At 37.8% G+C, this 21,290-nt stretch carries 18 protein-coding genes; 7 read left to right on the top strand and 11 right to left on the bottom strand.

The features are described from left to right. The first annotated feature begins 101 nt into the window (after positions 1-101). From ACFIKD_RS01145 to ACFIKD_RS01135, 3 genes are all read left to right on the top strand, one after another. The gene (locus ACFIKD_RS01145) at positions 102-1,775 is read left to right on the top strand and encodes a formate--tetrahydrofolate ligase (protein ID WP_375646987.1); all 1,674 of its coding nucleotides are present in this window, start codon (positions 102-104) and stop codon (positions 1,773-1,775) included. A gap of 186 nt (positions 1,776-1,961) precedes the next feature. After that, complete coding sequence (gene rpsU / locus ACFIKD_RS01140; RefSeq protein WP_012754552.1) at positions 1,962-2,195, top strand: 30S ribosomal protein S21; 234 nt, start codon at positions 1,962-1,964, stop codon at positions 2,193-2,195. Between the two features lie 1,619 nt (positions 2,196-3,814). Then, on the top strand, positions 3,815-4,375 hold the full coding sequence (locus tag ACFIKD_RS01135) for an SH3 domain-containing protein (protein WP_026500127.1): 561 nt from the start codon (positions 3,815-3,817) through the stop codon (positions 4,373-4,375). A 46-nt stretch (positions 4,376-4,421) separates the two neighbouring features. Here the strand turns inward: ACFIKD_RS01135 and irrA are convergent, their stop codons facing one another. Then, on the bottom strand, positions 4,422-4,955 hold the full coding sequence (irrA, locus tag ACFIKD_RS01130) for an iron response transcriptional regulator IrrA (protein ID WP_375646986.1): 534 nt from the start codon (positions 4,953-4,955) through the stop codon (positions 4,422-4,424). 231 nt (positions 4,956-5,186) lie between these two features. Between irrA and fabA the strand changes: the two genes are divergently transcribed. From fabA to ACFIKD_RS01110, 4 genes are all read left to right on the top strand, one after another. Further along, positions 5,187-5,696 (top strand): 3-hydroxyacyl-[acyl-carrier-protein] dehydratase FabA, encoded by a 510-nt coding sequence (fabA, locus tag ACFIKD_RS01125; RefSeq protein WP_012754549.1) that lies wholly within the window; start codon positions 5,187-5,189, stop codon positions 5,694-5,696. A gap of 57 nt (positions 5,697-5,753) precedes the next feature. After that, the gene (gene fabB, locus ACFIKD_RS01120) at positions 5,754-6,974 is read left to right on the top strand and encodes a beta-ketoacyl-ACP synthase I (RefSeq protein WP_375644398.1); all 1,221 of its coding nucleotides are present in this window, start codon (positions 5,754-5,756) and stop codon (positions 6,972-6,974) included. Between the two features lie 48 nt (positions 6,975-7,022). Continuing rightward, a complete protein-coding gene (fabI, locus tag ACFIKD_RS01115) occupies positions 7,023-7,841 on the top strand; it encodes an enoyl-ACP reductase FabI (RefSeq protein WP_375635442.1) in 819 nt (272 codons plus the stop codon). A gap of 1,166 nt (positions 7,842-9,007) precedes the next feature. Then, the gene (locus ACFIKD_RS01110; RefSeq protein ID WP_375647008.1) at positions 9,008-9,157 is read left to right on the top strand and encodes a hypothetical protein; all 150 of its coding nucleotides are present in this window, start codon (positions 9,008-9,010) and stop codon (positions 9,155-9,157) included. 566 nt (positions 9,158-9,723) lie between these two features. On the opposite strand, the gene gpsA is transcribed toward ACFIKD_RS01110, so the two are convergent. The 10 genes from gpsA to rpsT all read right to left on the bottom strand — a co-directional run bounded on the left by gpsA (position 9,724) and on the right by rpsT (position 21,229). Beyond that, the gene (gene gpsA, locus ACFIKD_RS01105) at positions 9,724-10,731 is read right to left on the bottom strand and encodes an NAD(P)H-dependent glycerol-3-phosphate dehydrogenase (protein ID WP_375635441.1); all 1,008 of its coding nucleotides are present in this window, start codon (positions 10,729-10,731) and stop codon (positions 9,724-9,726) included. Between the two features lie 397 nt (positions 10,732-11,128). Then, positions 11,129-11,857, bottom strand: coding sequence for a cytochrome o ubiquinol oxidase subunit IV (gene cyoD, locus ACFIKD_RS01100; protein ID WP_375646985.1), 729 nt, complete (start codon positions 11,855-11,857; stop codon positions 11,129-11,131). Next, the gene (locus ACFIKD_RS01095) at positions 11,857-12,525 is read right to left on the bottom strand and encodes a cytochrome (ubi)quinol oxidase subunit III (RefSeq protein ID WP_375646983.1); all 669 of its coding nucleotides are present in this window, start codon (positions 12,523-12,525) and stop codon (positions 11,857-11,859) included. Before ACFIKD_RS01095 ends, cyoD begins: the two co-directional genes overlap by 1 nt. Continuing rightward, positions 12,522-14,540 (bottom strand): cytochrome o ubiquinol oxidase subunit I, encoded by a 2,019-nt coding sequence (gene cyoB / locus ACFIKD_RS01090; protein WP_375619283.1) that lies wholly within the window; start codon positions 14,538-14,540, stop codon positions 12,522-12,524. The genes ACFIKD_RS01095 and cyoB overlap by 4 nt, the downstream gene beginning before the upstream one ends. A 75-nt stretch (positions 14,541-14,615) precedes the next feature. Then, complete coding sequence (cyoA, locus tag ACFIKD_RS01085) at positions 14,616-15,587, bottom strand: ubiquinol oxidase subunit II (RefSeq protein ID WP_273787465.1); 972 nt, start codon at positions 15,585-15,587, stop codon at positions 14,616-14,618. 133 nt (positions 15,588-15,720) lie between these two features. Next, positions 15,721-16,173 carry a type II 3-dehydroquinate dehydratase gene (aroQ, locus tag ACFIKD_RS01080; protein ID WP_026500128.1) on the bottom strand — a complete coding sequence of 151 codons (453 nt, stop codon included), beginning with the start codon at positions 16,171-16,173 and terminating at the stop codon, positions 15,721-15,723. Positions 16,174-16,228: 55 nt separating this feature from the next. Further along, positions 16,229-17,362: a DNA replication/repair protein RecF gene (recF, locus tag ACFIKD_RS01075; protein WP_375644395.1), complete on the bottom strand. Its 1,134-nt coding sequence runs from the start codon at positions 17,360-17,362 to the stop codon at positions 16,229-16,231. 20 nt (positions 17,363-17,382) lie between these two features. After that, positions 17,383-18,504 (bottom strand): DNA polymerase III subunit beta, encoded by a 1,122-nt coding sequence (gene dnaN / locus ACFIKD_RS01070; protein ID WP_375646982.1) that lies wholly within the window; start codon positions 18,502-18,504, stop codon positions 17,383-17,385. Between the two features lie 186 nt (positions 18,505-18,690). Further along, the gene (gene dnaA, locus ACFIKD_RS01065) at positions 18,691-20,262 is read right to left on the bottom strand and encodes a chromosomal replication initiator protein DnaA (protein WP_375635435.1); all 1,572 of its coding nucleotides are present in this window, start codon (positions 20,260-20,262) and stop codon (positions 18,691-18,693) included. A gap of 700 nt (positions 20,263-20,962) precedes the next feature. Beyond that, on the bottom strand, positions 20,963-21,229 hold the full coding sequence (gene rpsT, locus ACFIKD_RS01060) for a 30S ribosomal protein S20 (RefSeq protein ID WP_375644393.1): 267 nt from the start codon (positions 21,227-21,229) through the stop codon (positions 20,963-20,965). Positions 21,230-21,290 lie beyond the last annotated feature (61 nt).

The following is a 21,290-nucleotide window of genomic DNA, read 5'->3' as shown; positions in this document are numbered from 1 at the left end:
TATGATATCCTAACACTTTCTGTTCTCTATGAATTCTTCTAATTAATCCATGGGGTACAGATCTCGAACATTAATAAAAGCTAAGTTTAAAGAATTTTTCCATGCCTAAAACAGATATTGAAATTGCTCGCACTGCTAAAAAGCAGCATATTATTGAAATTGCAAAAAAAATTGGTATCTCACATGAAAATCTCATTCCCTATGGCCATGATAAAGCTAAAATTTCTTCTGAATACATAAAATCGCTTGATAAAAATCCAGATGGTAAACTTATCCTCGTCACAGCTATCAATCCCACACCTGCCGGAGAAGGCAAAACAACAACAACAGTTGGACTAAGTGATGCTCTTAATCTTATTGGTAAAAAAACAATAGCTACCTTGAGAGAACCGTCTTTAGGTCCCTGTTTTGGTGTAAAAGGTGGTGCTGCTGGTGGTGGTTATGCGCAAGTCGTTCCAATGGATGACCTTAATTTACATTTTACCGGTGATTTTCATGCTATTACAGCTGCTCATAATCTTCTTGCCGCAATGATAGATAATCATCTTTATTGGGGAAATACTCTAAACATTGATCCACGTCGCATTGTTTGGAAACGCGTTCTTGATATGAATGACCGTGCATTGCGCGATATTGTTATTTCATTGGGGGGCATAACAAATGGTTTTCCACGCCAAACAGGTTTTGATATTACTGTTGCGTCAGAAATTATGGCACTTCTTTGTCTCTCTGAAAATTTAGAAAACCTTACACAAAGACTCAAAAAAATTATTGTTGCTTATCGTTATGATAAAACGCCCATCACCGTTTCTGATCTCAATGCAGAAGGTGCAATGGCAGTTCTTCTCAAAGATGCTATACAACCCAATCTCGTACAGACAATTGAAAATAACCCTGTTCTCGTTCATGGAGGACCTTTTGCCAACATTGCTCATGGTTGCAATTCAGTTATAGCAACAAAAACTGCTTTAAAACTTGCTGATTATGTTGTCACAGAAGCAGGGTTTGGAGCAGATCTTGGAGCAGAAAAGTTCTTCAATATCAAATGTAGGCAAGCAGGTATTGTACCAAATGCTACAGTAATCGTCGCAACTATTCGTGCATTAAAAATGAATGGTGGTGTAGATAAAGATAACCTGACAGAAGAAAATATCACCGCTTTAGAAAAAGGAACAGCCAATCTTTTACGACATATAAAGAATATGGAACACTACGGTATTCCTTGTGTTGTGGCTATCAATCATTTTGACAGCGATAGCGATGCTGAGATAAAAACATTACAAAAAATAGTTGCAACAACTGGACACAAAGCTATTATCTGTAAGCATTGGGAACAAGGTGGAAAAGGCGCTATAGAACTTGCACAAGAACTCGTTACCTTGATTGAAGAAAACCATTCTCATTTTAAAGTTTTATATCAAGATAATATTCCACTCGTTCAAAAAATTAATTGTATTATAACAAAGCTATACGGTGGGCGTGGCGCCATCATCCCAGCCCCTATTCTCAAACAACTTGAATCTTGGGAAAAAGAAGGTTTTGGTGCCTACCCTATTTGTATGGCAAAAACACCTTATTCTTTTTCTTCTGATCCCAAGCAATATGGTGCTCCTGTTGATTTTGAAATTCCCGTACGTGAAGTTCGTCTCTCCGCAGGAGCCGGCTTTATTGTTGTCATTTGTGGAGATGTTATGACCATGCCGGGACTACCCCATTATCCCACGGCTGAAAAAATTCATCTTGACGAAAATGATCAAATACAAGGACTTTCATAAATTTATAACCGTAAATTCTATCATTCATTATAAAAAGCGTTTTATTGCAAAAAGAATAGAATTTTAAAAAGCGATATAGACAAATGTCTTATTTATGTGATATAGGTGCTTGTCCTTTTGGATATGCCTTTAAAAGGATGTAGGTTTTTCCTATCATTTATGACACTGAAAAAAGCAGGATAGATAGTGCAAGTACTCGTTCGTGATAATAATGTTGACCAAGCGCTCCGTGCGTTGAAAAAAAAGATGCAGCGTGAAGGCATCTTCCGTGAAATGAAAATGCGTAGTTATTATGAGAAGCCATCTGAGAAGCGTGCTCGTGAAAAAGCTGAGGCTATTCGTCGTACACGTAAGCTTGCTCGTAAGCGTGCGCAAAGAGAAGGTTTTGTTAGTAACGGACGAACTGTTGCGGTAAAGTAATATACTTTATGTAATTGCATAAGTAGTAGATAATAAGCTTCCAGAAAATTTTATCTTCATAGGCGATTGCAATAAATTGCTTCTGTATGGTTTTTTGTGTACAATGTTATCTAATATGTTAGTTATCTGAAAATAATAAGGTTTCTGTCATAGGGGTGTTTTTTTCACTCTTATATTTCAAAAAACAGATAACAAACTACGCTTTAGATATTTAAGCGACTTATTCTTATGTGAATTGAGTGTAAGGTGTTTTATTATCACTTTTCGCTATAATTTTTCTCCTTCCGGATATCTCTTAAATAACTGTTTCTTTATGTACAAATTTCATGATGATTTTCTTTTTTTGTCATTAAATATTCTACATCTTTCGAACATCCTAGATCAGATTGCAAAACAAAAATAACTATCGCAATATGCGATTGTGTGTAAAAATATGATATCAAATGCATAATCCTCTTTCCCTTCAGTTATGTAACAAAACGATATAATTCCATAACTTTTTATATCTCTTGACTCTGTCTCTCTAAACGATGACGAATTTCAACCACAGCACTACAGATTCTTTTTTCTTGATAAATTTCTTCTATTCATCACTTATGTAATGCCCCCCATAAGTGTATTGAATAAGCTCCTCTATTTCATTCAACTTTCTTCTATACTGAGTTAGAGAAAAAGAAAATTGACAATAAACAGAGAAAACACTGTATTTTAATATGGATGAATGAATGTACCTTTTATTACCATTTTTGATGGAAATATTTTTACAATTTAAATAACGAGTTAAAGTTTTTAACGCATTGATTTATCGTTATAAGTAATCGTTTTTCATATTAAGTAATAATTCTGAATAACGTGAAGTTTCTCAACACCTTCTTATATTGAATAAATCAAGATTATTTTCTTGTACATCATAAGCAGGGTTAGTATGCAAATAGAATAAAAGCTATTTAAGAAAAAAATAAAAATGCTTCTTATGAACGCCATAAATAATAAGAACTGCATAACATTGAGAGCTGGTAAATGGTATGATGGATCCAGCTTATCTGCCATACGAATAAGCATTATCATGACATAAGATTATAGTATAGCAAATTTTATAAAATGGATTATCACGAAAAACTGTCCTGTTAAAATCAGCCCTTCATATATCAATCTACTCCATAATTTTGCTCATATTTTTAAGCTTAAATGTTTTATTCATCGTATTATTTTGTCCATTCAAAACTTCTTTTCAAGCCACATGATAACCCCTTTACTGAACAGCTCTTTGTTCATAATATGCATACATGTACTTTTACTTCGAGAAACAAACTCAGAAAAGAGATGCAATACTTTAGCCCTAATTTCCTGTACAAAAAATGCTATGCTCCTAGTATACTTTACTGTTTTATCACGCGTACATCTACATAAAAGTCCAGTGTTTATTTATATTTATCCCCTCATAAACAAGATAAGCACTAAAAAATACAAACTTTTGTTTTCCTTATTTTGCTATTCTCGTAACAATTTTTTCATTGTTTAGATCTCTTTAACGAGCGATATGTCATAATTTTTATCAGTTTCTAGTCTTATCTTTCAGATTTTAATTTCCAATATATGACGAAATAAAGGAGTTCAGTGTGCAAAATTCTCGTTGGTTTCGCGTTTCAATACTCGCATCATGTATCTTAATAGCAACAGTCATTGTATTGGGTTCACCTCATTTGTTGCACGCACAAACATTTAATCAAAATTTAGGGCCCAGCGGTTTACCACTTCCGCGATTTGCTTCGATTAAACCCACCAGCGTTAATGTACGCGTCGGACCAGGAAGCAACTATTCTATCATTTTTACCTACAAAAAGAAGGGCTTGCCTATTGAAATCATTCAAGAATATGATCAATGGCGCAAAATTCGTGATGCAGAAGGCGATGAGGGGTGGGTGTATCAATCGCTTTTATCGGGAAAGCGAACTGCTATAACTATTCCATGGCAAAAAGATAAAACAAAAAGGCTGATGCTACGAAAAAACCCCACCGACAACGCAGAACTTGTGGCGGAAGTAGAACCTAATGTCATTGGTAATATCCGCCAATGTGATGGACAATGGTGCGAACTAAACATTAATAATACGCGCGGATGGCTTCAGCAACCCCAGTTATGGGGAATCTATCCTGATGAAAAAGTAAAAGGTTGGTGAATACTCAAACTTATCAAGTTTAACTTTTATTCCTCATTGAATATCCTCACTGCCTATCACAAGATTGATTTTTGGGTTTCAATCGTACGATCAAATCAACATGTGAAACTTCCATACCTTCTGGTGGCTTAGGCAAATTTCTAATAATGGGAGCTTCTTCCAAATTGTAAGGAATATCAAGAATACGATTTTCGCCTTCTATATAAAAATGGTAGTGATCAGAAGTATTGGTATCAAACCAAGTTTTTGAGCCTTCTACGGCAATAATCCGTAACAATCCCGCTTCCGTAAATTGATGAAGCGTATTATAAACCGTTGCTAAAGATACAGGTACACCTGCCCTCCCCGCTTCCTCATAGAGCTCTTCAGCAGTAATATGACGATTTCCTTGAGAAAAAATCATATGTGCAAGCTCCAACCGCTGACGTGTTGGACGCAGACCATTTTGACGCAAATGTTTTTCTAACATAGAAATGGAATAATATTGCACAATTTTTCCACACTCTTTTGTGAATTTTCCACACTCTTTTGTGAACTGTTGTTCTTCATTCATATCTAAATCGTCTGCACTTACTGACATATTACAAACCCAAATATATTCCTGCTAAATAAGATCAAAATACAAAAAAATGGGAATAGTATGGTGTAATCTTGTATTCCATTTTTAAATAATTACCTGTGTAGAATACATAAAAAAGGGCTTTTGTCATTAAAAATGATATAAAATCATTTCCCTCTCTTTGAAATTTGCTCTAAAAGTAGGTTGGGAAAAGCGCAGAAATAAAGATATATGCAAATAAATGGAGTAACAATGGCTGAACAAAAGTCTCGCTACACTTATGAAGAGCTTCTAAGCTGCGCTCGCGGCGAAATGTTTGGTAGAGGTAATGCGCAATTGCCAGCACCGCCAATGTTGATGATTCATCGAATCACTCAAATTAGTGAAACTGATGGTAAATACGATAAAGGAATGGTTCGCGCCGAATTTGACATTACACCAGACCTGTGGTTCTTTAATTGTCACTTTATAGGCGATCCCGTCATGCCGGGATGTCTCGGACTAGACGGTATGTGGCAATTAACAGGCTTTTTTCTTGGTTGGCTAGGCGAACCAGGAAAAGGAAGAGCGATATCAACAGGTGAAGTAAAGTTATCAGGAATGGTAACTCCACAAACCAAAATTCTTGAATATGAAATAGATTTTAAGCGTATTCGACGTGGAAATTTAGTCTTAGGAATAGCTGATGGGTGGCTAAAAGCAGATGGAGAGACTATTTATAAGGCGAATGATTTACGCGTTGCTTTATTCAAAGAAGATTGAACGTTATTTCCGTCAGAAAGAACTTTTCACTATTCTGTATGGAACGAGGAGGTATGAATGCGTCGAGTTGTTGTAACCGGAATGGGAATTGTCTCCGCGATTGGAAATGGACCTGAAGCTGTTTTAACCAGTTTACGTGAAGCAAAATCCGGAATTTCTTACGCGCCTCAATATGCCGAATTAGGCTTTCGTAGCAGAGTTTACGGCAAACCCGATATTAATATAGAAGAACTCGTAGATCGACGTGCTCTACGTTTTCATGGGCGTGGAACAGCATGGAATCACATCGCTATGGATCAGGCAATTGCTGATGCGGGTCTAGAACCGCATGAAGTATCGAATGAACACACGGGTATTATTATGGGTTCTGGAGGTGCTTCAACTCAGTCAATCGTTGAGGCTGCTGATATTACACGCCAAAAAGGTCCAAAACGCATCGGTCCTTTTGTTGTGCCTAAAGTGATGAGTTCTACGGCATCCGCAACACTTGCAACTTTTTTTAAAATTAAAGGCGTAAACTATTCAATCTCTTCCGCGTGTGCTACATCCAATCATTGTATCGGCAATGCTTATGAAACAATACAATATGGAAAACAAGATCGCATTTTTGCTGGTGGTTGTGAAGATCTGGATTGGACATTATCTGTTTTATTCGACGCTATGGGTGCTATGTCCAGCAAATATAATGATGTACCAGAAAAAGCTTCGCGTGCTTATGACACTAATCGTGATGGATTTGTTATTGCTGGTGGCGCTGGCGTTTTGGTTCTTGAAGAACTAGAAGTCGCTAAAGCACGTGGTGCAAAAATCTATGGAGAAATTGTTGGTTATGGCGCTACATCCGATGGACACGATATGGTCTCTCCATCAGGTGAGGGAGCAGAGCGGTGCATGCGCATGGCACTTGCGACCGTCAAAAATAAGATTGATTATATCAATCCCCATGCAACAGCAACACCTGTTGGTGATCCCCCTGAAATAGAAGCGATCCGCCGTATCTTCGGAGCAGGTGATCAATGCCCACCAATTTCCGCCACAAAATCTCTGACTGGTCATTCCTTGGGTGCAGCTGGTGTTCAGGAAGCAATCTACACACTGTTAATGATGAAGCATAATTTTATTTGTGAAAGTGCTCATATTGAAGAACTTGATCCAGCTTTTGCCGATATGCCAATTGTTCGTAAACGACGCGATCATCAACAACTTAATACCGTATTGTCAAATACTTTTGGCTTTGGCGGTACCAATGCAACGCTTGTTTTCCAACGCTATGAATAAACAAAAGTTCTTAGTAATTGAAAAAAGTACGGTCTTACGGAGAATAATATGAAAGGTTTGATGGAGGGCAAACGTGGCCTTATTATGGGAATTGCAAATGACCATTCAATTGCTTGGGGCATTGCCTGTCAGCTCGCACAAGCAGGAGCTGAATTAGCATTAACTTATCAAGGAAATGCTTTTGGAAAACGTGTTCAACCTCTAGCAGATAAACTTGGCTGCAAATTAGTGCTAGAGTGCGATGTTGAAAATATTGAAAATATTGACTACGTCTTTGGGCAACTTGAAAAAGAATGGAAAACAATTGATTTTATTGTCCATGCCATTGGTTTTTCAGATAAAACTCAGCTAAAAGGGCGTTACGTTGATGTTACAACACGTGAAAACTTTCAACGCACGATGGTTATTTCAGCGTATTCCTTTACTGAAATTGCCCAACGCGCGGGTAAGCTTATGCCCAATGGAGGAACACTTTTAACTCTTACCTATGGTGCTTCACAGCAAGTTGTGCCTAATTATAACATCATGGGTGTTGCTAAAGCAGCTTTAGAAGCTATGGTACGTTATTTAGCAGCAGACTTTGGTCCTCAAAATATCCGTGTCAATGCGATTTCCGCTGGTCCTGTTAGAACTTTAGCAGGTAATGGCATTGCAGCTGCACGTGCAATATTTTCACATCAACGCCGTAATGCCCCATTACGTCGTACCGTAAATATTCATGAAATTGGAAAATCTGCTCTTTATCTACTCTCTGACTTATCATCAGGTGTTACAGGTGAAATCCATTATGTTGATTCAGGCTATAACATCATGTCTATGCCAATACTTGAAGAACTGAAAAAAAGTGACGATACTCAAGAAGAATAAAAATTATCGCACTTAGAAAATATGACGTAAGGCACGTGTGCAGGTCTTTATAAGAATAAGTATAATACAAAACAAGATGCCTTGTTTTGCGAAGTATTTTATAAAAATCCGAATATTTTTTCAATCCATGGTTGAAAAATTTTGTATTTTATGACGTTATTTACCTTACTAAAGCATACCCTTTTGCTGTTGCTTACAAATCAATCCTCAGCCCTCATGCCATCGCAGTTTGAAACAGAGATTAGAGGATTATTAAAATCCTTAGCTTCAGCTTTTGTATACCAGATTGAAAAAAATATTGCCTACCGTTTTATTTATTCTTGAAACGCAAAGACAATCTAATTTAGGAAGAATATGAAGGCGTAAAGAAATCAATCATTAATCTTACTATTATTCTTTAATGAGGCTTTACAGTTTTAAAAGCATCCACATCAATATTTTTTTAATAATGGAGATTACGCTTTACCTCACACCTTTATTTTTCTCGTTCTTTAATGAAAGCATTTCTCTGATATATCAGGTAAAACAGAACGCTCAAAAACACTACGGCTGTTGCTCCTTCATGCATTTTTTTAAAAGATATCCCTCAATACACGCAATTCCATTTCACAATGGTATCTGTAGAACAGATAAAATCCCCGTGAAGTACATAAATCCTTTTTTCTCCACCATTTTAATGTTTATACAAATGACAAATCGACACTATCATTTTACTTGCCATGTTCTAATGTTGAAACACCCCTTGATACTTGAGATGATTCATTAGAAGTATTTTTAATAATTTTTATCCACATACTAACCCGCTTGTGACAAGCAAACACATGTTTTTAATTAATTCAATACAAAAATAAAATGAATTATTCATATAAATAAATTTTTTATCTTTATAATCACATTATTTTTTCAGTTTAAATGACAGCCACAAACAAGTACAATAACATTTTTTCAATTTTAGATTTTCAAATTTATAATTCCAAAAGTCATTTCTTGCATATAAAAAAAGAATTGTCATGTGAGAAAATAAAGGCGTAAACATCTCTACTGAACAGCCTCAAGTGCCAAGAGCTGTCTCAACATTGGGGGCTGGTAGGATGTGTGATGATGCTCGGCTTCCTCCTTCATAAACGTAAAGATGAGGATGTGCACAATGGCTTTATCGTTACACTATTCACGGTCACCGTCGCGAATTGAGCTTGGGAGTTTTAAGAGAGGTCTCTTTAAAACAAGCGCGTGAATATACAACAGCAATAGTGTTTTGTTTTGGGCGTTCTATTTTACCTGACACATCAAGGTATGAGGTAATCTCCATTATTTAAAAGATATGCTTTAGATAGCGTAAAACTGAATTTAAAAATGATGGTAGAGATGGGAACTGGTTTTTATCTTTAAAATTTCATCTTCTTCCCAAATTAGATTGTCTTCTTGTTTTAACGAATTACACAAACAGAAACACACAATATCCCTGCCTCTATCGAGATATAAACGCTGTTACACGCAGCAAATAATATTGAAAATTGGATAATAGCAATGATATTTTTAGCTTATACGTTACATAAAAAAAATGCTTCCACCTAATGAGTCTTATATTATTCTGTTTGCAAATATCATTGTGAGATGAATTTAAGAGAAAATCAAAATATCTTGTTCATTACATTACATAAACATGTGTAAGTGGAAACGATAATTTATTTTCAAAGAGATAGCTCTTAGACAAAAGCCAAAACTTTTATATTTCAGCCATGTTTCATAAATAATCGAATGATATGAATCTATAATTTGCTAGAATATGACTGTCTTATACAACCATCAATACAATCTATTTTATATGTCTTCATAGCATGTTTCTATTTTTTTACGATTGGAATTATTAAAAAACAGGATATCATTGTATTTCATCCTTGAGAGTACGGCTTAGTAATGTGTGCGCCGCTTCAGTTATGTTTTTACCACAATAGAGAATTTGATAAATTTGTTCTACAATGGGCATTTCTACCCCAATACGTTGCGCCAACGTATGTACTTCCTTGGTATTTAAGTACCCTTCCACAACCTGACCAATTTGTTTTTCCGCTTCTTTTATATCTATTCCTTTACCAAGAAGTATTCCAAAACGACGATTACGCGACTGATTATCAGTACATGTCAAAACCAGATCACCTAAGCCTGTCATTCCCATAAATGTGGAAAGCTCAGCACCCATAGCCCCCCCTAAACGACTGATTTCAGCTAGTCCTCGTGTGATGAGAGCTATTCGTGCATTTGCCCCAAACCCCATACCGTCTGATATTCCTGCACCAATAGCAATAACATTTTTGACTGCTCCCCCTAATTGAACACCAATCATGTCTGAACTTTTATAAACTCTAAAACTTTTGTCACAATGAAAAAATTGCTGTAATTCTTTACCAAACTCAACATCAGAAGCTGCTATCGTCATTGCAGTAGGCCAACCAATAGCTAGTTCTTGAGCAAAAGTTGGTCCAGAAAAAACTGCTAAAGGAATTTTTTCACCTAAAATCTCACGAGCAACCTCTTGTAAGAAACGTCCGGTACCATGTTCTAAACCTTTTGTTGCCCAAATAACGCGTGAATGCTGATCTAAATAAGGCTGAATATTATACAAAACTTGATGAAATACATGGCTTGGAACAGCGATTAATATATTGTGACTTGCTGCTATTGCAGTTTCAAGCGAAGCTTCAAGTAATAAATTTTCAGGAAATTGAATATCGGGTAAATATACTTGATTACAACGTTGTTCCTGTAATTCTTTGATATGTTGAGGATTATATCCCCAAAGTAAAACATTATGACCATTACGGGCAAGAGCAATCGCTAATGCAGTACCAAAAGAACCAGCACCAATAATTGTCATTGCAGCGGTTTTCATTAAGTTTTCTGATTATTCTCTAAACTTTTGATTTCAAGTGCATATTATTATCACAAATAACTTTAATGCTATCTTTAATATAAATTCTGTAAATTATAAAAACGTTACCGCTTCGTAGCTCTTATCTCACACAGCATAAAAACTTGTTTCTCACATTCTCTTTCTTTGTAGTAAATTGCATAGACATCACTTTTTGTATATTCTACAAATAGCTATTTGTCTCAAAAATTAAAGCTTGACTCAATACTCCATGGACTTTCTCTTTTAAAATAAAAGTACATTCAAAATCATGATACTCATTCCACTGATATCTTGCACTTAACCCCTCTTTAATATCCTACGAATTTTTTGTAAGAGCTGATACACGCCGCATCAGCTCCACAGGTATTTCTAACAATTACTCCACAGGAGACTGCGTACTTAACCCCTGCTCCATAGGCATTTCTGAACTAGGAACTTGATCTACAGGAGTTTGCGTACTTAGCCCCTGCCCCATGGGCATTTCTGAACTAGGAACTTGATCTACAGGAGTTTGCGTACTTAGCCCCTGCCCCATGGGCATTTCTGAACCAGGAACTTGATCTACAGGAGTTTGCGTACTTAGCCCCTGCTCCATGGGCATTTCTGAACCAGGAACTTGATCTACAGGAGTTTGCGTACTTAGCCCCTGCCCCATGGGCATTTCTGAGCCCTGTATCTTTTCTGGCTGTTTTCTTACGGATATATCTTTGTTTGATAACTGCTCAGATACTGAAGAATCATCTCTACTTGATATTTCCGGTTCAATAACACGTCCTGAGCCACCCATCATATTATAATTCAAATGAGAAATAGCCCACCAAGTTCCCCCAATAATAACAAAAACGCAAATAGCAGCAAACCACAACGCGCTTAAATTCCACTTGGCATCTGGACCAGAATTCAAGTGCAAAAAGAAAACAATTTGTACTATAATCTGAATAATCGCCATCCCAATAAGATACGCAACCTTTGTACTAACTGCCCAACTTTCCATCATTCCATACATCACAGGAACAAAAGAACCCAAAGTGAAAAATACAGCCAGAATAAAACCGACTAAATATGAACCAGTACTGGGACCATGTGTTTCATTTTGCATGCTCATCACAACGCTCCTAATAGATAAACCATGGTGAAAACACCAACCCATACAATATCAAGTAAATGCCAAAAAATGGAAAGGCATGCTAAACGTGTCTTATTGTTCTGATCCAAGCCATTACGACGAAGATGAAAAAACATCACAACCATCCAAAGAAGACCAACACTTACGTGAAGTCCATGGGTGCCAACCAAAGCAAAAAATGCTGACCAATAAGCAGAGAGAATCTCCCGACCAAAAAGCTGTAAACCTGTTGCAGAATCAATACCAGCATAAGCATTTGGATCGTAATAAAAGACCTCACCCAAAAGTTCATGAAATTCGTAAAGTTCCATACCAATGAAGCAACAGCCAAATACAAAGGTAATAGTCATCCATAAACGCACACCACTGATGTTATTTTTATGTGCTTGTACCATTGTAAAACCATAAGTGACGGATGAAAACAACAAGAAAGCAGTCTCAACCAAAACAAATTTTAAATCAATAAACTCATTGCCCGCCTTACCACCACCATAAGAAGCAGAAAAAACAGCAAAACTTGAAAAAAGTGTCGAAAACAGGATCAAATCTGAAAGAATATAGACCCAAAAACCAAACGTCATTACCGAACTATTATCGTGGTGATGTTCATCCACAGCACTCACATTATTTATTGTTACTGCACTCATACTGTCACTCCTTGTTCTTTAAGAACAGCTGTAAAGGCATCTTCAGTTTTTTGTACTTCTTCAGCCGGAATATAATAACCATGATGGTCACCTGTTAATGAATGACACACAAGCGTTGCAATAAAACCAATCAAGCCGACCGCAACAAGCCACCAAATATGCCAGACAAGCGCAAAACCAACAACTAACGAGAAGAATCCCGCAATAATTCCAGCCGATGTATTGGACGGCATATGAATTTTTGTAAATCCACTGGTAGGACGTTGATAACCACTTTTCTTCATATTCCAATAAGCGTCATCAGACTGTATTTTCGGAACTATTGCAAAATTGTAAGAAGGAGGCGGTGAAGAGATAGACCATTCAAGAGTCCGTGCATCACCCCAAGAATCATTTAATGTTACAGGTAAACGTCCCTTATGTTTGATACCGTACCAAATCGCCAAAACAACTTGCAGCACAAAACAAAGGATACCAAGCAAAATAATAAAAGCGCCCAATGCAGCAATCATAAACATCGGTTGCCAACTAGGTTCCATATAATGCTGGAGACGACGTGTCCCACCCATTAAACCAAGTGCATAGACTGGGAAAAAGGCAAGGTAAAAACCAATGAACCAACACCAGAAAGATGCAATACCCAATGCCCGATTTGGTTTATAACCAAAAACTTTTGGAAACCAAAATGCAATCCCCGCTAAGTACGCAAAAACGACACCCCCAATAATTGTATGATGGAAATGCGCTACCAAAAACAACGAATTATGAAACTGCCAATCAGCTGGCACAATAGATAACAAAACACCAGTTAATCCACCACCAACAAATGTAAAGATCATTCCCATGCACCAAAGCATTGGAGGCTCAAAGCGAATCCGCCCCTTATACATAGTTAGCAGCCAATTAAAGACTTTTACACCTGTTGGAACGGCAATAATCATTGTCGCAATACCAAAGAAAGTATTCACAGCTTCACCGCCACCCATTGTGAAGAAATGATGTCCCCAAACAAGAAGCGAAAGAATCAAAATAACCAACATGGCCCATATCATCGAAGTATAACCAAAGAGGCGTTTTGAAGAAAAAGTTGATACAACCTCAGAAACAATTCCAAAAGCAGGAACAACCAAAACATAAACCTCAGGATGACCAAAAACCCAAACATAGTTAATCCATACCATCGGATTTCCGCCACCAACATTGGAAAAGAAATTCATGCCCAAATAACGATCGCATGCCAAGAGTGCAAATGCTACAGTTAAGACAGGGTAAATAACTAAAATAAGGACATTGCTAACAAAAGCGCTCCAACAAAAAACAGGCATTCTCATCATCGTCATCCCAGGAGCACGCATCTTAATCAAAGTCGCAACAAAATTGACCGCCCCCATTGTTGTCGCTATACCAGAAAGTTGAAGTGACCATAAATAATAGTCTACCCCTGTATCCGGACTCGTTTGCAATTCTGTAAAAGGTGGATACATCAACCAGCCACCACGACCAAAATTCCCAACACCTAGGGATATGTTAATCAATATTGCCCCTGCAGCCGTAATCCAAAAACCTAGATTATTTGCAAAGGGAAAAGCAACATCACGCGCACCAATTTGAAGCGGTATAAGATAATTAAAAAGGCCAAATAAAATAGGCGTAGCCATGAAAAAAATCATGATAGTGCCATGCGCCGAAAAAATTTGATCAAAATGGTCAGGGGGCAAATAACCTGCACTTTCACTCCCAAGAGCTAAAGCTTGATGTGTTCGCATCATGAGTGCGTCCGCAAAACCGCGAACAAGCATAATAATTCCAAGAACTATGTACATAATGCCTATGCGTTTATGGTCAACAGTTGTAATCCAATTTCGCCATAGAATCCCCCACCACCCAAGTGCTGTTAGAGCAACAACAGCAATTAAACCAACCACAACAATCGCAATACACGTGTATAAAACGATCGGCTCATGTGCAAGTGCATGAAAAGCACCTGCCGTAGGATCTGTAAGTCTTCCAAACATTTCTCAACCCATTTCAAATGAAATTCAAGTTTAAAAGAAACCTTATGTTAAAAGGGCTCTTTCTTTACTGACCCTTTAAATAACATCAGGATCAAATACTGAACATAGTGCACCCCATAGAGTCTGAGCAGCAGCACGTTTCATTAAATCCTCATTACATACCGTATTTTCATCGACACATCGATTAACAACACGATAGTAAAGGCGCTTCTCAACAGGTGCAAAATAACGAACTTCAGCATCTTTTTTCTTCGCAGCAATATCACCCATACGAGGCGCAATAGAAAGTTGACGATAAGATGCACGATCAAGTACTCGACCATTAGCCCGAGCTTTTACAATCCAATCCTCAAAGTCCTGCAAAGACACAGAATGCCACTTAAACCGCATACTCGAAAAACCATCACCACTGTAATTTGCTGAGGTTCCTTTGAATACTCCTTGCTCTTCAGCGACCAAATGCAACTTAGCATTCATCTGCGGCATAGCGTAAAGAACTGTACCCAGTTTGGGGACCCAAAAAGCATTGACAGAATTCTCTGACGTCAATTGCAATAAAACCTGACGTCCTTCAGGCGCATAAATCTCATTAATCGATGCAACACCATATTCAGGATAAATAAAAAGCCATTTCCAATCAAGAGAAACGGCATCAATCTGTAATGGCTTTCCTTCACCTACAACTTCCACTGGGAGAGGATTTGTAGGTTCCAGCTTATAAGTATAATAAGCTGTTAATGAACCTAAAACCATTACAATTACAATTGGAATACCCCACATCAACGCTTCAATTTTATTTGAATGCGCCCAATCAGGAGAATAGTCCGCTTTCATATTCGATGCGCGATATTTTATAGCTAAAAATACCACACTCACCATAACTGGGATGACAACACAAAGCATCACCACCACACAAACAACTATCAAAATGAGCTGTTGACGTGCAACATAACCTGATGGCTGTATAACATCAATTTTACAACCAGATAAAAGCAGTGCTCCCCCTAAAATCACAAGCATTTCTAATTGTCGAACAAAGCTTTTCATCTCTATTTACCCCCGTCATATGCACCAAAAATTGTCATAAAATATATATACCTCATATTGTACAGATTTGAAAATAATTATCAAGTGAATTCAATGCCTATATTACTCTTATCAAACGCTTATTCTTTACCTATCACAATTTAATTGTTTTGCTTAATTGTTTTGCAATATATTCAAGTGCAAACCAATATCCATCACCTCCACACCCAGTTATGATAGCGTCTACACCTGCAGATGTATAAGAGTGGTGACGAAAAGCTTCACGCTGGTAAATATGAGATAAATGAACTTCTACTTTCGGCCCTGAAAACATTTTTAGGGCATCAAGAAGTGCAACAGATGTATGACTGTAAGCCGCTGGGTTAATGATCAATCCAGAACTTGCCTCTATTGCTTCTTGTATCCAAGCTACCAACTGCCCTTCACAGTTACTTTGATAAAAATTTATTATGATATCATTTTTTTTTGCCCATTCTCTGCATCTTTTTTCAATATCTTCCAGAGTCTCAGTTCCATAAATTTCTGGCTCACGTTGACCTAGAAAATTTAAATTAGGACCATTTAAAATCGTTATCATCTCAGACATAGCATGCCTTTTCTTTTAGACCTATCACTTATTAAAAAAAATATTTAGCATGTTTTTACGACAATAAAGCCCCATCCTTAATCTCAAAGAATTCTGCGCGTCCTTTTAAGTCATCAAATAAAAGACGATCTGTTCCTGTCATAAATGTTTGTACAGCTAAATCATCAAGAATATCAAATAAAGCAGCACGTCGATGCGAATCAAGATGAGCAGCCATTTCATCAAGAAGAAGAATAGGAGCTTTTTCCGACATCATACCTGTTAGACGTGCATGACACAAAACTAAACCTGTCAGCAGCGCTTTTTGTTCACCTGTTGAACACGATGCGGCTACCATATTTTTATCAGCATAAAAAACCTGCAAATCTGCGCGATGTGGTCCTTCTAACGTCCGCCCAGCAGCACGGTCCATTGCGCGATTATGCCGCAATCGATCACAAAATTGCTCTTCAACTTCAATTGCTGATATTTCACTAAGAGCTGTTTCCAAAAAACCATCAATTTGCAAAAAAGCTCGTGGAAAAGGTATCTGTGATGGCATTTGTGTAAACATATCATTTAAAAGACGAATAACATCAACACGCGCCGCAGAAATAGCTGTCGCCAGTTCTGCCATCTGCTTTTCTAAAGCATCAAACCAAGCATAATCTTCATTTCCATCTAAAAACAAACGATTACGTGCGCGCATAGCTCTATCATAATCGGCTATACGGCGCCTATGCAAGGGATCAATCGCCAAAACCATACGATCCAAAAAACTACGGCGCTCAAGCGAAGGACCTGTAAAAAGACCATCCATGGATGGTGTTAGGACACTAATATGACAATAATCTGTTAGGCAATCACCCGACTCATTTACACCATTAATATGGACTTTTCGACTGTTATCGCTAACCTCCAAAGCTGTACCAATCTTTACTTCACCATAAAGAGCGCATTCAAGACGCGCAAATACAACAAATCCTCCACCGCCACCATCTACAAAGCTAACGTCAGAATAAGCAGCACGCCGCAAACCACGACCAGGAGAAAGAAAAGATAACGCCTCCAAAAGATTCGTCTTACCAGCACCGTTATGGCCGGTAAAAACCACATGCTGACCAGAAAAATGAATATTGAAAAAAGGATAATTGCGATAACGTAAAAGCTTCAGCTGCCTCACTGCCACTTTGTGCACATGACTGGCCATGCATTGCAAAACAATTGCCCCTAAACGCGAATAGGCATCAGTACATAGAGCACATCCACATCATCATTATCACGAATCAGAGCTGGTGCTCCAGCCTCAGCCAACATAAAAACCATCTCGTCACTTGAAAGCTGCCCAGCAATATCCAAAAGATAACGTGAATTAAATCCTATCTCAAGCGGTTCAGATGCATAAGTTACTGATAATTGATCTTCTGCACTGCCCGAATCTGGGCTATTAACAACAAGCCTTAACTGTCCGTGCTCAATCGTTAATTTAACTGCACGCCCCCGATCACTTGAAATCGTTGAAACACGATCAACTGCAGAAGAAAAGTCCTGCCTATTAACAATTAATTCTTTATCATTTCCAAGAGGGATAACACGTTGATAATCCGGAAATGTTCCATCAATTAATTTTGATGTAAAAATCACAGAACCTACAGAAAAACGAATCTTTGTCTCTGAAAGCTCTATACATACATCGCTATCATTTTCTTCTGAAAGAAGTTTTTGCAATTCTCCTACAGCTTTACGGGGGACAATAACACCGGGCATTCCCTCAACTCCTGAAGGAGCTTCCATCTCAACTTGTGCCAAACGATGACCATCAGTTGCAACCAAACGCAATTTCAAAACACCGTCATTAATAACATGTAAATAAATACCATTAAGATAATAACGGGTTTCTTCAGTAGAAATAGCAAACTGCGTACAATCAAGTAAATGTTTTAAGCTTGATGCCGATAGAGAAAAACGATAACCAAACTGCCCAGGAAGCGACTCTGGAAAATCTGCCTTCGGAAGACATTGAAGCTGAAAATGTGCACAACCCGAAACAACGGACATTGTACCTGCCTGATTCTCATCGACGGATAATACAACTTCATTGCTATCAGGAAGTTTTCGAATGATATCATAGAGCAAATGTGCTGGAACAGTTGTTGCTCCAGCTTGTTTAACATTAACTGCAAAAGATTCCGTAACCTCTAAATCAAGGTCTGTTGCTTTTAACTGCACAGAACCATTTTCTGCATCAATCAGCATATTCGATAAAATAGGAACAGTATTACGGCGCTCTACCACACGGTGAACCCGACCAAGAGACTTGAGAAATTGACTGCGATCAACTGTAATACGCATAAAAGCCCCGTATGATTTACTAAAAACTATAAGAATTCCTTAGCATTAAAAATAGATCCTCTTCAAAGAATCGCCTGCTAGACTTTATTAAACCTCTCTTAAAATGGCAAGTCACTCCTGCACAAGAAAAAATAAATCTTTTCATTAAATTCTTTAAAGTTTCTCCAAAGAAAGAAACAATAAACACTATACAGCCTGTTCTCCAATCAACCGCTTAAGCAATTCAAGTTCCTTAGCCAAGGTCTGATCACCACAAACCAAATCTTCAATTTTACGCACAGCGTGTAAAACTGTTGTATGATCACGCCCACCAAAACGACGCCCAATTTCTGGCAACGAGCGAGGAGTTAATACTTTTGCTAAATACATTGCAACTTGCCGTGGCTTCACAACCGTACGTGTTCGACGATTAGATAACAAGTCCTGTTTAGAAACATTATAATGACGTGCTACCGTACGCTGAATTTCTTCAATCCGAATGCGCTTAGGTTCACCAGGACGTGTCAAGTGACCTAATAACTCATCAATCCGCTCTAAAGATAAATCAGACTCAAAAGATTGACGAAACAAGAGCTGATTAAATGCACCTTCAATATCACGCCCCGACCCTAAAACCGTTTTCGCAATATATTCCAAGATATCATCAGAAATTGATACCATGCCATCATCTTGTTGTGCCACCTTCAACCGCTGGCGCAACATTTGCAAACGCATTTCATAATCTGGTGCTTCAATTTCAAGAGCTACCCCTCCCTGAAGACGAGAACGAACGCGAAGATCAAGCGATTCTAATTCTGCTGGCGGACGATCTGCAGCGACAACAACTTGTTTTGCACTATCAAGCAACATATTAAGCAAATGGCAAAACTCATGTTGTATCGACTTACCCTGCAAAAACTGCATATCATCAATAATCAAAAGGTCGATATCACGAAGCTGTTCTTTAAAAGAAAGAGCATCATTATCACGAATAGCTGTTGCAAAACGCCACATAAAATATTCAGCAGTTAAATAAATAACGCGCGCAGACGTTAAACGCTTCAATGCAGAAGCAGCAATCGCCTGAAGCAAATGTGTTTTTCCTAAACCAACAGATGCGTGAATAAAAAGAGGATTAAAACGCAAAGCACTTTTATGCCCCTCCGCAATTGAACGCGCAGCTGCTAAAGCAACACGATTAGAAGCCCCCTCAACAAAACTTTCAAAAGTATAGCGCGAATCAAGCGGAGATCCAAAAACTCCCGTTTGAGAACTCTTAACTGAATGCTCTGCACAACTTTCAACAAAAGATGAAGTCGCCTGCTCCTCTAGCACAACAGAAGGAACACTTCTTTTACAAACGACGTCTCTTGAAACGCGTTCCATACCACGAACAATAACTTCAACACGAAGAATTGCTGAATTCTCTTGTTTCCATAAATGAGTCAAAAGAGAACCATAGTGATTATTAATCCATGAACGTAAAAAAGCAGTAGGAACAGAAAGCTTTACAAGAGTATGGCTATATTCAGCAAGCTTCACACGTCCAAACCAACTGGTATAAGCCTCAACACCAACCTGCACCTTTAATTGCGCCATAACACGTATAAAAGCCGCCGCACTTTCCTCCTCTGAAACAATAGAATGCCCTATAGAAGCATTTCTACGAACATCCTCATCACTCTCCGTCATCCTATTCTTTATTATGTTCTCTGCTGACAGGATATTCACCGAAACCCTTTTAAAGGAACTAGCTTTAGAGTTCAATTTATCCACCATCTTCCATCCTGATAAAAATAAAATTTTGTCCTGCCAAACAGCTAAAATAAATCTAGCGAAGGCAAAACGCCCTACCCCAAATAAGATTACTCACCCTCCCCTAGGATAGCCTCATCACAACCCCACTAACAAAGATGACCAATAAGATTTACTTGCACTCATGATATGACCCACCCTTCTAAAATGGTAAACATATCTATTCAGAAAACTAAAAAATCGTCAGAAAACCTTTCCAGTACAAAAGCTTCGAAAAGCCTAAGTCAAAACATCTTGTACTCAACAAAATATAGAACAATGTGCTGGTGTGACCCCTTCATGCTTTTTAGTCTTCATAAGAACCATACAAAACAGCAGAGGTAAAATGCAAGAGGTCAAAATAAAATCAAAAAACCCGAAAAAAATGCTTGTATCAATGAGGAATGAAAAAAATATTGATTCAATTCATTTTTTTTCTCTAAATTTACCAATAATTAAAGAATCTCCTCAGATTAAAAAAAAAAAATAAAATGCTTGACAAAAAAGACTCTGTAAAAATCCACAAAGCTTGTGGATAACCATACTCCCCCTATAAACTTTCTCTCCTTTTTCAAGAGGAGAATCATTATCGATTCTTATTTTCAATAGAAACTTTTTGAAATAATAAACAAAAAGCCAGCATCCTCATGGATACTGGCTTGATTCTCAATAAAGGAGAAAAAGCTTAAACGCTGAGAGCCTTCAAACGTTTAGCTAAACGCGATACCTTCCTCGCAGCAGCATTTTTATGAAAAACCCCTTTAGAAACCGCACGCATAATTTCAGGCTCAAAATTCTTAAATGCAATCTCTGCAGATGCCTTATCGCCACCCGCTAAAGCATCATCAAACTTACGTATAAAGGTACGAACGCGCGAACGGCGGGCCTTATTAACCTGTGTGCGCGTTGCAACCTTGCGCACCGCTTTTCGAGCAGAAGGTGTATTCGCCATAAATATAATCTCTCTTTCAACACCTTGGTAAAATGAGTCTAAATGACAACTCTACCAATAT

The organism is Bartonella sp. CR84HXZ (assembly GCF_042194535.1).
In the GTDB taxonomy this organism is placed as follows: Bacteria; Pseudomonadota; Alphaproteobacteria; order Rhizobiales; family Rhizobiaceae; genus Bartonella; species Bartonella grahamii.
This window is presented reverse-complemented; position numbering and strand designations above follow the sequence as displayed.

What these genes read in the sequence shown, in the direction of transcription:
- ACFIKD_RS01145 (WP_375646987.1), top strand. Translation starts at nt 102, where the DNA reads ATGCCTAAAACAGATATTGAAATTGCTCGCACTGCTAAAAAGCAGCAT.
- irrA (WP_375646986.1), bottom strand. Translation starts at nt 4,955, where the DNA reads ATGTCAGTAAGTGCAGACGATTTAGATATGAATGAAGAACAACAGTTC.
- fabA (WP_012754549.1), top strand. Translation starts at nt 5,187, where the DNA reads ATGGCTGAACAAAAGTCTCGCTACACTTATGAAGAGCTTCTAAGCTGC.
- fabB (WP_375644398.1), top strand. Translation starts at nt 5,754, where the DNA reads ATGCGTCGAGTTGTTGTAACCGGAATGGGAATTGTCTCCGCGATTGGA.
- fabI (WP_375635442.1), top strand. Translation starts at nt 7,023, where the DNA reads ATGAAAGGTTTGATGGAGGGCAAACGTGGCCTTATTATGGGAATTGCA.
- gpsA (WP_375635441.1), bottom strand. Translation starts at nt 10,731, where the DNA reads ATGAAAACCGCTGCAATGACAATTATTGGTGCTGGTTCTTTTGGTACT.
- cyoD (WP_375646985.1), bottom strand. Translation starts at nt 11,857, where the DNA reads ATGAGCATGCAAAATGAAACACATGGTCCCAGTACTGGTTCATATTTA.
- ACFIKD_RS01095 (WP_375646983.1), bottom strand. Translation starts at nt 12,525, where the DNA reads ATGAGTGCAGTAACAATAAATAATGTGAGTGCTGTGGATGAACATCAC.
- cyoB (WP_375619283.1), bottom strand. Translation starts at nt 14,540, where the DNA reads ATGTTTGGAAGACTTACAGATCCTACGGCAGGTGCTTTTCATGCACTT.
- cyoA (WP_273787465.1), bottom strand. Translation starts at nt 15,587, where the DNA reads ATGAAAAGCTTTGTTCGACAATTAGAAATGCTTGTGATTTTAGGGGGA.
- aroQ (WP_026500128.1), bottom strand. Translation starts at nt 16,173, where the DNA reads ATGTCTGAGATGATAACGATTTTAAATGGTCCTAATTTAAATTTTCTA.
- recF (WP_375644395.1), bottom strand. Translation starts at nt 17,362, where the DNA reads ATGGCCAGTCATGTGCACAAAGTGGCAGTGAGGCAGCTGAAGCTTTTA.
- dnaN (WP_375646982.1), bottom strand. Translation starts at nt 18,504, where the DNA reads ATGCGTATTACAGTTGATCGCAGTCAATTTCTCAAGTCTCTTGGTCGG.
- dnaA (WP_375635435.1), bottom strand. Translation starts at nt 20,262, where the DNA reads ATGGTGGATAAATTGAACTCTAAAGCTAGTTCCTTTAAAAGGGTTTCG.
- rpsT (WP_375644393.1), bottom strand. Translation starts at nt 21,229, where the DNA reads ATGGCGAATACACCTTCTGCTCGAAAAGCGGTGCGCAAGGTTGCAACG.